This window comes from Chitinophaga japonensis (genome assembly GCF_007830125.1).
Classification (GTDB): Bacteria; Bacteroidota; Bacteroidia; order Chitinophagales; family Chitinophagaceae; genus Chitinophaga; species Chitinophaga japonensis.
In genome coordinates, this window is the sequence record NZ_VLLG01000003.1 from 1,031,643 (window position 1) to 1,043,972 (window position 12,330).

Below are 12,330 nucleotides of genomic sequence, written 5' to 3' on the forward strand. Positions count from 1 at the left end.
ATGTAATACCTAACAGGGACAAGGCCGTCAGGCTACTATAAATTTCACAATTATGAAAAGATCACTTTTACCACGTTCATTATGGCAAAAGGGGTGGCTGGTGCTTTGTTTCGCCATGTGCCAGCCCTGGAATGCCCAGACCTATGCCGCCAGGCCGTTTACCGGCCAGCAACAGGAAAAGATCAGGGTTACCGGGCAGGTAACCGACGAAGCGGGACAGCCTTTGCCCGGCGTCACCGTTGTTGAAAAGGGCACATTAACCGGTGCTGTAACCGATGGAGCAGGCAGCTTCTCCCTGCTGGTAGCGCCTGATGCCGTCCTCGTATTCTCCCTGATAGGGATGGAAAAGCGGGAAGTGCCCGTTAACGGGAACAGCGTCGTCAATACTACCTTGTCCGGCACTTCAGTCCGTTTAAATGAGATCGTCGCGGTAGGTTACGGCAGCCAGTCCCGTGCAACGCTTACTACTTCCATTTCCAAAGTGTCCGAGGAGGAGTTCAGGCACGCCCCGGGCGCCAATCCCCTGTTGCAACTGCAGTCAAAAGTGCCCGGCCTCACTTTGCAGATCGGTAACGGCCAGCCGGGCGCTTCCCCGGATGTGTTTATCCGCGGCGGCACCACCACTTCTCCCAATTCCGACGCGCCGCTGATCATCGTGGACGGCATCGTGTCCCAGGGAATGCGGTCCCTGCAGGACATGAACCCGGACGATATTGAATCGGTGGAAGTGCTGAAAGACGCTGCTTCCACGGCCATCTACGGCGCCCGGGCCGCCAACGGTATTATTATAGTGAAAACCAAATCAGGGAAGGCAGGAAAGCTTGCTGTGAATTTCCGCTACACTTTTGGTATTGAGCAGCAGGCAAAAAGACTGGACCTGCTGAACGCGCGGGAATATGTGGAGCTGACGCGCCGCAATACCGCCCTGTTCAATAAATCGAATCCCGACTTCTTCCTCACCGGCGGGCGCTATGGCATGTCTACGGGCAATCCCCGCAATTCCAACAACACGCTGGAATTCCTGGACGTTTATACCCTGGAGTACGGGCAGGAGTATGTGAACCACCTGCTGAACAACGAAGGATGGGAGACGATGCCGGACCCCGTGACGGGCAAGGATCTCATCTTCAAGAACACCGACTACCAGGATGTTACTTTCAAAAGCGGCATCAAGCAGGAAGTGGATGTAGACATCAGCGGCGGTACGGACAAGGCCACCTACTACTTCGGCCTGGGATACCTGGACCAGGACGGGATTGTAAGGGGAACCAAGTACAGGAACTACAGCGCATTATTCAATGGCACCTTCCGGCTGACCGACCGTTTTTCGCTTACCAGCAAGGTGGCTTACCAGGTGCGGGAGTCCAACGCACCGAACAATTATGAATGGGTACTGAGCCGCAGTGTGCTGATGCCTCCTACCTACCGCCTTTATTACGAGAACGGCCTGCCGGCACCGGGCGAAGGGATATCTTCATTCCGCAACCGCATCCACGAGATCTACTACAAAACGAATTACAACGACGGCAAGGTATACCGCACTACCCTGCAACTGGGTGCCGACTGGGACCTGGCGCCCGGTCTCCGCTTCTCTCCCTCGGTGTATTACTTTACAGCCCAGGGCATTGACAACAAGTTTGAGGCTTATAACGAGACCGTGACCAACAGGCCTGCTTCCGCTTCGCATAATATGGACCGGCATTTCCAGTTCGATGGTGTGCTGACCTATAATAAACAGATCCGGAAGCACCACCTCGACGGTGTGCTGGGCACCAGCTATAACTCGGACTATTCTTACCGTCTTTCCGCCACCGGGCGTGAAGCGTTGACAGATCATATCCCCACGCTCAATGCTACCAGCGATCTCACACAACGGGCCTCCTCCGGCAAGAACTATGATGCCTTGCTCAGCTTCTTTGGCCGTGTGAGCTACGATTTCGACCGGAAGTATATTTTCTCCGCCAGCATTCGTGAAGACGGATCTTCCCGTTTTTCCGAAGACCGAAAATGGGGCTTTTTCCCCGGGGTATCCGCCGGCTGGAATGTTCACCGCGAAGATTTCTTTGAAGGACTGAGCGGCGTGATCTCCCAGTTGAAGGTACGCTCCAGTTGGGGTAAAACAGGGAACAACTCTCTCAGCATATTCGATTCAAGGGGCCAGTATGAAAGCGGGTTTGCGTACCTGGGCGAAGTGGGCATTCTCAATACCACCCTGCCTAACACCATGCTGGTATGGGAGTCTACCACTTCCTTTGATGCCGGGATTGACATCGGCTTCTTCGATGGCCGGCTGTCCCTGCTGGTGGACTATTACAGCAAGCTTACGGATAACCGGCTGTTTGACCGCCCGCTCTGGAGCTCTACCGGCTTCCCTAATGTAAAAAGCAACTACGGGTCTATCCGCAACCGCGGCGTGGAAGTGGAATTGCATGCCGTACCGGTAAGAACGGCCCGTTTCAGTTGGGACCTGGGCATGACCTTCTCCTACAATAAAGGCATCGTGGTATCGCTGCCGGAGAACGGGGAAGACAAGAACAGGATAGGCGGCAATTTCGTGTATGACCCTGCTGCAAAGACCAACGTAAAAGTGGGCGGTTTTGCGGAAGGGGAGGAGTTTGGCGGAAGGTGGGCCTACCATTACCTCGGTGTTTACCAGACCGACGAAGAAGCCGCGAATGCCCCCCGCGACCTGAATGCCGCCAGCAGGACCAAGATAGCCGGCGATGCCAAATTCGAGGACCGCAACAATGACGGAAAGCTGGATGCTGCAGATATGATCTACATGGGCTCTATCCGTCCGGATAAAATGGGCGCCATGGTGAATACGCTTAAGTATAAGCAGCTTACCATGCGCGTTGTACTGGATTGGGCGGTAGGCCATGTGATCGATAACGGGCTGAAAAGCAACATCATGGGCAGCGCCCGTAATAACAACAATGCGCTGAGAGATGCGCTGGAAAATTCCTGGATGCAGCCCGGAGACGATGCAAAGTATCCGCGTTACACCGTTCAAAGCGATGTGGATTATAATTTCCGCAATCACCAGCGCTGGGACAACGCGATCGGCAATTCCGGCGGCGGCAGCAATAATTCCCTTTATTACGGCAAAGGTGATTTCCTGGCTTTCCGCGAGGTATCGCTCAGCTACATGCTGAGAAGCCCGTTGCTGAAAAAGGCCTATATCAACGGACTGGAGATATTCGGCGGGGTGTACAACATCGGTTATATTACCGCCTATGAAGGACTGATGCCGGAGATATACACCGGCCGGGATTATGGCGTTTATCCCCGTCCCCGCCAGTTCAATTTCGGCCTGCGCGCCGGGTTTTAAAAAATTCCACCGACAAAAAAATACCAGATGAAAAAATATATCATCCAATATAGCCTGATGCTTACACTGGCTATGAGCGCCGGTTGCAACGATCTGCTGGATACGGATATCGTTTCAGATATTGTCAACAAGGATTACTGGAAAACAGAGGACGATGCAAGGGCCTACCTGGTCGGTATTTATGCACAGCTCCGCGATGCGGTCAATACCACCTATTACTTCGAGGATCGCGGAGATGCTTTTGTAAAGGGCATGGAAGGCGGCCCGTCCAATGCCTGGACGCAGAACCTGAACGTTTCCACGGCGCCGGGCTGGCTGAACTTCTACAAAGTGATCAACCATTGCAACCAGTTGCTGAAACATACGCCGGGGATCCCTTTTGCGGATGAAAGCGACCGGGACCGGATACTGGCGGAAGGTTATTTTATCAGGGCCTACATGTACTACTGGCTGATCCGCGCATGGGGAGACGTGCCCCTGGAGCTGGAGCCCACGGAGAATGCGGACCATCCGCAACTGGCGCGGGCTTCCCAGCCGGAAGTGATGGCGCAGATCGAAGCGGATGTGAACAGGGCTATTGAGCTGTTCCCGGAAAACGGGTTTATCAATAAAAGCCGCGCTTCCAAACCTGCGGCATGGGCGCTGAAAGCTGATGCGCTGCTGTGGAAGCACAAGGTGCTGGGTGGTACAGACGCCGATCTGCAGGATGTTATCACCGCTGCAGATAATGCCGGCACGGGACTGAGCCTGGAAAGCACCTACTGGCATATTTATGCAACGGACCGCAGGAACGGGAAGGAAGTGATCTTTTCCATCCATTTTCAGCGGGACGAAAAAACGGGCCAGTACGCCAGCCAGTTAAAACCGCGCGATATTTTTGTACAGGACGCCGTGAACAGGAACAGCATTGCATTTGCCAGGAGTGGTGCCCGCAGCCAGTATGCACCCAGTCCCAAGCTGGAGGACCTGTATCTTGTTAACAGCGCGGACGTCCGCCTGAAAGAAGCGATCATCAAGGCGGTAGCGGCTGACGGCAGCATCATCGGGGTGTTTGACAACAAGATGCGCGGCAGTAACGCTGCCGGCAACCGTTATTACGACAGCGATATCATTGTTTACCGGCTTTCTGAAATGTACCTCTTCAAAGCGGAAGCCCTGGCCGCGCTGAACCGGCCGGCAGAAGCGATCACGGAGCTGAACCGCGTGAGGAACCGTGCAAAGACGGGCGACTATACCGGCGCTGCCGACAAGCTGTCCGTGGAGCGCGAGATACTCAATGAACGTTTCCGCGAGCTCTACCTCGAGCTGAAAAGATGGCCCGACCTGGTACGTTTCCACTATGCCGGCATCATTAATATATATGATGAAGTACCGAACCTGAACGATAAACGGAACCTCCCGCTTTTCTTTCCCATCTCCAATACCGAAATGGACCGCAATACCAAACTGGAGCAGACAGCGGGCTATACGGAATAACTTTTAAAAAACTAAAGCTGACATATAATGACGAGCCTGAAGAATTTACTGATGCTGGTATTACCAGTTTTATGGCTTTCCTGCAAAGGCAGCGACAATCCGCCCGCTCCCAACCCGGCGCCGGAGCCGGGCCCGGGGCCGGGAACGGGCGTTACCACCCTTTCTTACATATACGCCGAAGGCACCTACGGGTACGAGGTATACCGCATTCCTGCGCTGGTGCGCACAAAGAAGGGCACCCTGCTGGCCTTTGCAGAGGCGCGTAAGAAAAAGAGCAATGGCGATGCGGGAGACATTGACCTGGTGGTAAAACGGTCCGAGAACAACGGGCAGACCTGGAGCTATATGACCGTTGTCTGGGACGATGGCGCCAACACCTGCGGTAACCCCGTGCCTATCGTAGATGAGGAGACCGGGCAGATCCACCTGCTGATGAGCTGGAACCACGGCGAGGACACCTGGGGCACCCTGACCAATGGAACAGGGAAGGATACACGCAGGGCCTACTATACTTCCTCATCTGATGATGGTAAGACCTGGGCAGTTCCCAGGGAGATCACTTCCAGCGTTAAGAAAGCGCACTGGGACTGGTATGCCACCGGCCCGGTGCATGGTATCCAACTGAAGAACGGCCCTAAAAAAGGCAGGCTGATAGCTCCCTGTTATTATACTTTTCGCCTGAATGGCGCCCGGAAGGATTATTCACAGGTCATTTACTCCGACGATCATGGTAGAACATGGATCAAAGGGGATACCACCAGCGCCGACCAGGTAGGGGAGTGCACCGTAGAAGAGCTGAAGGAGGGCAGGATCATGCTGAACCTCCGGACTTCGGCCGGCACTGCCAGGAGGTTTGCCGTAAGCCACGATGGCGGGGAGACCCTGGATGCCGTAAAAACGGATTATACACTGGTGGACCCACACTGCCAGGGCAGCCTGCTGTCCATAATGGCAGGCCAGCATACCCTGTTCTTTGCCAATGCCGCCAGTATGGAAAGAAAGGATATGACCGTAAAGATGAGTGCCGATGAAGGCAAAAACTGGTTGAAGCAATACCGCGTGTGGAGCGGGCCTTCCGCTTACTCGGATATGACGCAGCTTTCGGACACCACTATTGCGCTGTTATTTGAAGGCGGGCAGGGCCGGCCGTATGAAGGCATTGCCTTCGAAGTGATCCCCCTGAGCAAATTCAGGTAAGGGTGACGGCAGCCGGGAAGATTAGCCGGCTTTGTATGAGAACAGATTGATTATCTTTGAGCAGCAATGGTATGTTAAACTGCCCGGATAATAATGACGACGAAAGAAAGCTTTACCTCTGATTCTCTCTTCGAGCTTTATAAGACCCTGGGCCTTCCGGTGGATATGTTTGATCTGAAAGAAGGCTTTACGATATTCAACCTGAAGGAGGTGGGATTTACATTGCCCTACGAATCATCGTCCTATCGCCCGAATTTCTTTTCATTCCTGTTTGTAAAAGATGGCCAGGGGAAGTATGCCATTGATGAACATACTTTTGAAGTAGCGCCGCATTCCATTTATTTCACCAATCCCAGCAATTACCGCACCTTTAGCTGGCAGCGGATTGAAGATGTGCTGCTGATCACCTTTGATGAAGCCTTTCTGAAGAAATATATAGGTGAAGATGTGTATACTGATTTCCCCTTTTTACTTACTGAAGTCATCAGGCCAAGAGTAGTGCCTGATGACTTTTTCCGGGATATCGGGAACATCAACCTTCAAATACGTAAAGAGTATAAAGGGAATGCTGCTTCCAGGTATAAAATAATCGGGCATTTGCTGGCAGTGTTGCTTTTTAAGATCAAGGAACATATCTGGATGGATTACAACCCCATCTATGAAGGCAACAGGAGCTCCCAGATCGTGATCTTGTTTAAGCGGATGCTGGAGCAGCACTACCGTGACCTGGCCGCCGGCAAGGCAGCCGTCGTATTCAGGGTGCAGGATTATGCCGATGCCCAGCATTTGCATCCCAATTATTTAAGCAGCGTTATAAAGAGCAAAACCGGCAAACCGATTGCCGTGTGGATTGCGGAAAAAACACTGGCTGAAGCCAGGTCCTTACTGCAAAATTCATCGATCCCCGTTAAAGAAATTACCTACCGGCTAGGCTTTACTGAAACCTCCCATTTCAGTAATTTCTTTAAGAAACACATGGGAGTTTCCCCCAACAAGTATAGAAACACCCTCCATCTTTAAAATTCGCAACTCCTGGTTTAATTAGCGCAAGAAAGAGGATACCTCCCCAATGTAACTTTGCCAGTATAAATTTAAAAACACAGAAAGATGAAAAATTTAACTGAAAAAGTAGCACTTGTTACAGGCGCCTCCAGGGGTATCGGCGCTGAAATTGCCAAAGAGCTGGCCAATGCCGGGGCCAAAGTGATCATCAACTATGCGGGTAACAAAGCTGCTGCCGGCAGCGTGGTGAATGACATTACCTCCAATGGCGGAGATGCTTTTGCCGTGCAGGCAGATGTAAGCAAGGCGGACGATGTAAAACGCCTGTTTGATGAAGCGATTGCCCATTACGGGCGCATTGACATCCTGGTAAATAATGCCGGCGTGATCCTTTATAAACTCATTAAGGACACGACCGATGATGACCTGACAAAAATTCTTGACATCAACATCAAAGGCGTATTCAATACCCTGCGTGAAGCGGCCGGCCGGTTGGCGGACAATGGCGCTATTATTAACTTCTCCACTTCTGTCAACCGGTTGATCATGCCAACCTACGGAGCCTATGTAGCTACCAAGTCGGCTGTGGAACAGCTTACCCGTGTTTTTGCCAAAGAGATTGGCGCCCGTGGCATCAACGTCAATTCCGTATCGCCCGGACCTACCAATACCGAACTGTTCATGGACGGTAAATCAGCAGAGGCAGTAGCCCGTTTGGCTGGCCTGTCTGCTTTTAACCGGATCGGTGAGCCGGCAGACATCGCGAAAGTAGTCGCCTTCCTGGCCAGCGACGACGCCAAATGGATATCGGCGCAGAACATCGGTGTTAATGGCGCTATGGCTTAATAAGTATTAACCGGGAAAATATTTTAAAATGAACTCACTTAAAGGAAAAACAGCCCTGATAACAGGCTCTGCCCGTGGGCTGGGAAAAGCCATTGCAGAACGTTATGCCGCATTGGGCGCCAATATTGTGCTCAACTATTCAAAAGACAAAGTATCTGTTGATGAAGTAGAAAGCAACATCCGGGCAATGGGCGTGAAAGTAATTTCCGTACAGGCGGATGTAAGCAAAGTGCAGGATATAAAACGTCTTTTCGGGGAGGCGAAAGCCGCATTCGGCAAGATAGACATCGTGGTGGCGAATGCGGGTATCGAGATGGTGGAAACGCCGGTGACCAAATTTACCGAAGAGCAGTTTGACCGCCTGTTCTCCATCAACACCAAAGGTGCTTACTTTACGATGCAGCAGGCGGCATTGCAGGTAGCAAACAACGGACGTATCATTTACGTTGCCTCCAGCACTACGGTGTTCCCGGTTCCGGGAATGGCGGTGTATGGCGGCAGCAAAACCACGCCGCGGTACCTGGTAGACGTATTGTCAAAAGAAATAGGGCACCGGGGGGTGACAGTAAACTCCATTATCCCTTTTGCGGTGGACCATTCGGGGATATTTACCGAAGCCGGTAGCTACCCGGAATTAAGAAAATCGCTGATAGACAGTTGTCCCATGGGGCGCCTGGCTGAAGTGCAGGATGTGGCCAACATTGCCGAATTCTTTGCCAGTGACCTGTCCTCATTTGTCAGCGGCCAGCACCTGCTGGTTAACGGAGGGGCCAACCAGTAGCAGGGAGGGGGCATTAGAAATTATAAAGCCTTCCGGGAAAGGTATAACGAGGGCCCCTGTTTTATATATAACAGATTCCTGTTACATTTGCGGTATGTTCAACTCCTATACCATGTACCGGCACAGGCATGCCGGGCGTTCCTCCCGGTTTACCATATTGCTGCTGTTAGCCTTGCTCCTGCAAACAGTGGTTGTACAGGCACAATATGATAACAGGCCGCATTACCAGTTGCTTTGGCGTATTGAAGGCCCCGGCCTTTCTGCTCCTTCCTACCTTTTTGGCACCATGCACCTTACAGACAGGCGGGTGTTTGAGTTCAGCGATTCCGTGCTTGCCGCGCTGCAGACGGCATCCTCTTTTGCCATGGAAGTAAATATGGACTCCATGATGGCGTATATGCTGTCGCCCGGAGGCCCCATACTGGATACTTCCAACTATATGATCCGCCTGTTGGATCCGGACGAGTACCGGTACGTGGACAGCCTGGTGATGGAGAAAGCGGGGGTGCCTATCGCCCAGCTAAGGCTGAAGCATTTCTGGTTCGTGGAGAAGCTGCTGATAGATGAGGAGGAGGCGCTCGGTAAGGATACGGCCTCCGGCCGGGAGCCGGAAAGCATGTTCCTGGATGGCTGGCTGCACCAGAAGGCCACCAGGCTGGATAAACCGGTGCACAGCCTGGAGAAAATAACCAATCAACTACCTGTTGTAAGCGACGATGTTTCGGAGGCGGAGAAAGACGCATTCCTCTGGAGCCTTGGCTACAGGCAGGCCGGCCAGGGGAATGCGCAGGACAGGGCCGACCGTCTTACCGCAAGGGCAGCTTACCTGGATAACCTGGTTGAGCTGTATTACGAGGGCGACCTGCAAAAGATACAGGAAACGGTGAATGAGTATAAGGAGCACAGCGAAGTCCTGAACCTGGAATCGCGCAACCAGGAAATGGCGGTCAACCTGTCCGGCCTGATCAGGAAAGGCAGCGTGTTTGCCGCCGTAGGCGTTGCTCACCTGCCCGGCGCAGCAGGCATCATATCCCTGCTGCGGGAAAAAGGATATCGCATTACGCCGGTGGAGGCCACTTTTACGGGTATGGCGCAGCGCGATCTCAGCCGGCTGGACAGCCTGAAAGGATATTCGCTGAGCAGGGTAGTGGATGGGTACAGCGTTACGCTGCCGGGTGTACCGATCGCTTACCCGATACCTAATGTGAACAGGAAAATGTATATCGGAGGCAATGACGGGGAAGCGGGTTTTGCCTTTTCAATTGATGTTCCAATGCTGGCAGCGGATAAGCGCACGCTGGTCAATTCATTGATCAATAATATGGCCCGGCAGGGAAATGCCGTGCTGAAAACGTCTTATCCCATTACTTACCGCAATATACCAGGCACAGAAGCCGTATTGCAGCAAAGGGGCATGCCGTACTACATCCGCCTGTTCATCCGCAATAACAGGGCGTTTGTATTTATGCACAGCTCACAGGAAGCAGACAGCAGCGCCAGGAAGGACTTTTTTCATTCTGTTCGCTTCTACGACATTGTACGGCCGGTGGCGGTATACGACACGCTGCTGCGCCCGCAACTGGGTTTTTCAGTCCTCCTGCCTGCCGGGGCCAATCATGCGGTCACAAATGGCAATGAGGAGGGCGCGCGCCCGGAAGAGGCGTATGCTGCGCTGGACGATGTTAATCATATTTCATATGTGCTGCGGGTAGAGAAGATGCAGAGCGGTTACTATAACATCAATGATCATACGTTGTTGCAGGACCTTCGCAAGCTGTTGCTCGCCGGGGACAGCACGTTGCGGTTAATCGATTCGGCGGTGGTGACCGTCGCGGGTTTGCCGCTGCACACGTTCGCCTACCAGCATGCCAACGGCTATGTATCCCGTTTACAGTTCATTCCCCGGGGCAACCTGGCTTACTGCCTGCTTTGTGTTTATGACAGCACGCTTACAGACAGCCGCTACTGGCAGCGCTTCCAAAGCAGTTTCCGGGTACTGCCCTTGCAGGCGCAGGCGCCGGTGGTTCCCTTTGTGCCGGAGGACAGCAGCTTTTCGATAACCGGGCCTGGCAAGTTCAGCGGCCGTCCTGTCAGCTATGGTTTCTCATCACCCGTTGAGCGCTGGTACTATACTGCCATGGACAGTATTTCCTATTCCATGTATACCATAGAGGTAGAAAGGTACAGCCCTTACCATCATATTAACCCGGACAGCCTGTTGAAAACTTTTTTGACTCCTGAAGACGCTACCTTCATTGTAATGGGCCACCGCCGGTATATTTCCGGCGGCCGGCCCGCGTATGAAGCGGAGATGAAAGGACGGCATACCGGCTTGCATATGTTCCGGAAAGCGGTGGTTGCGGGGCATACCATCTACCGGCTGACAGCCATACAGCCGGAGGAGCTGGCGGCGAACGGCCATGCGCAGCAATTTTTTGCCGCCTTTCGCCCGGGCAGCCGCCAGCAGGCAGATACCCTCCAACTGCAACGGAAAAAGCTGTCCATGCTGCTGAGGGACCTGCAAAGCAGCGATTCTGCAGCATTCGCGCAGGCCAGCGCTTACCTGCGCCACCTTGAACCTGACAGCTCGGATGTTGCTCCTGTTATCAGCACGCTGGCCAGGCCCTTCCCGGCAGACACCGGTGAGAGCAGGGCCAGGGTGCGGTTGCTGCTTGCGCTGGAAAACGTAGCCAATGACTCCGTGGTAGCTGCGGCTGAAAGGTTGTTCCGGGATACGGAGATCCCCCGGCAACAAAAAGATATCCTGCGCTTCCTGAACGGGCTGGCCACGGATTCTGCCGTCCGCACCTTTCTGCGCCTGGCCCCGGCACTGCCGGAAAGTGCTGCCGGCTGGAGTATTTTCAGCTATACTTTCAAAGAAGACAGCCTGTACCAGCGATACCTGCCCGCCATGATCGCCACAGCCGGCCGGTCCCGGAGTTTTCTGCGATCCTTCACAGCCTATACCAATGATGATTCCCTGTGGATGGCTCCCCGGTTTGAGCAATATGGGCTGGAACGCCTGGTGCCGGGCGTGGTACAACTATTCGAGCAGCAATTGGCGCAATGGAAAAACCGGGCGCAGGATGAAGACAGCAGTTGGTACCGGGAGCATGAGGTGCTGATGACCGGCCAGGTACTGGCATTACCGGGTATGCCGGCGGCGGTTGCAAAGAGCTTCCGGGTGTTACTGGCCGACAGTTCGATGTCATTGCGGGCATTGGCTGCACGCGGATTGATCAACCGGGATATGCCGGTGCATGACAGCATCCTGAACAGCATCCTGGCCAATAATGACATTGCCTACACATTTATCCAGGCAGTAAAAAAGAATAAAAAGCTGCCGGCTATCCGTCACCTGCTTAGCCAGGAGCTGCTGGGACGTGCCTATGTGGCCTATTACCTGTCTGATGACTATTATCCTACGGCTATTGAGCAGGTGACCCGTGTAAAAGTACCGGAGGGGAAAGGCCCCGCTGCTTCGCTTATACTATACCGCTATCAATCCGGTGAGGACGAGGACTGGCACTACCTGTTGAATGGTCCCCATCCACCGGACGCGGCCAGCTTTAACCTTGATCCGGAGCTGGTACACCCGGTAGACGATGCAAGCGTAGTGACTGACAAGGAACAGCTCTCCGCCATGGCTACCAGGGCCTATCATGATTACCTGGAGCAGCAGCGGGAATCGCATTAA

7 protein-coding genes are annotated in these 12,330 nt (G+C 53.4%); all 7 read left to right on the forward strand.

Features of this window, described 5'->3' with window-relative positions:
* Positions 1-52 precede the first annotated feature (52 nt).
* The 7 genes from LX66_RS13230 to LX66_RS13260 all read left to right on the forward strand — a co-directional run bounded on the left by LX66_RS13230 (position 53) and on the right by LX66_RS13260 (position 12,330).
* Positions 53-3,331, forward strand: a complete 3,279-nt coding sequence (locus LX66_RS13230; protein WP_211366203.1) for a SusC/RagA family TonB-linked outer membrane protein — start codon at positions 53-55, stop codon at positions 3,329-3,331.
* A 27-nt stretch (positions 3,332-3,358) separates the two neighbouring features.
* Positions 3,359-4,807, forward strand: coding sequence for a RagB/SusD family nutrient uptake outer membrane protein (locus LX66_RS13235; RefSeq protein WP_145714183.1), 1,449 nt, complete (start codon positions 3,359-3,361; stop codon positions 4,805-4,807).
* Between the two features lie 27 nt (positions 4,808-4,834).
* Positions 4,835-6,004: a sialidase family protein gene (locus tag LX66_RS13240; protein ID WP_145714185.1), complete on the forward strand. Its 1,170-nt coding sequence runs from the start codon at positions 4,835-4,837 to the stop codon at positions 6,002-6,004.
* Between the two features lie 93 nt (positions 6,005-6,097).
* Positions 6,098-7,024: a helix-turn-helix domain-containing protein gene (locus LX66_RS13245; protein WP_145714188.1), complete on the forward strand. Its 927-nt coding sequence runs from the start codon at positions 6,098-6,100 to the stop codon at positions 7,022-7,024.
* 87 nt (positions 7,025-7,111) lie between these two features.
* Positions 7,112-7,852 carry an SDR family oxidoreductase gene (locus LX66_RS13250; RefSeq protein ID WP_145714190.1) on the forward strand — a complete coding sequence of 247 codons (741 nt, stop codon included), beginning with the start codon at positions 7,112-7,114 and terminating at the stop codon, positions 7,850-7,852.
* Between the two features lie 28 nt (positions 7,853-7,880).
* Positions 7,881-8,633 carry an SDR family oxidoreductase gene (locus tag LX66_RS13255; protein WP_145714192.1) on the forward strand — a complete coding sequence of 251 codons (753 nt, stop codon included), beginning with the start codon at positions 7,881-7,883 and terminating at the stop codon, positions 8,631-8,633.
* 94 nt (positions 8,634-8,727) lie between these two features.
* Positions 8,728-12,330, forward strand: coding sequence for a TraB/GumN family protein (locus LX66_RS13260; RefSeq protein WP_158642627.1), 3,603 nt, complete (start codon positions 8,728-8,730; stop codon positions 12,328-12,330).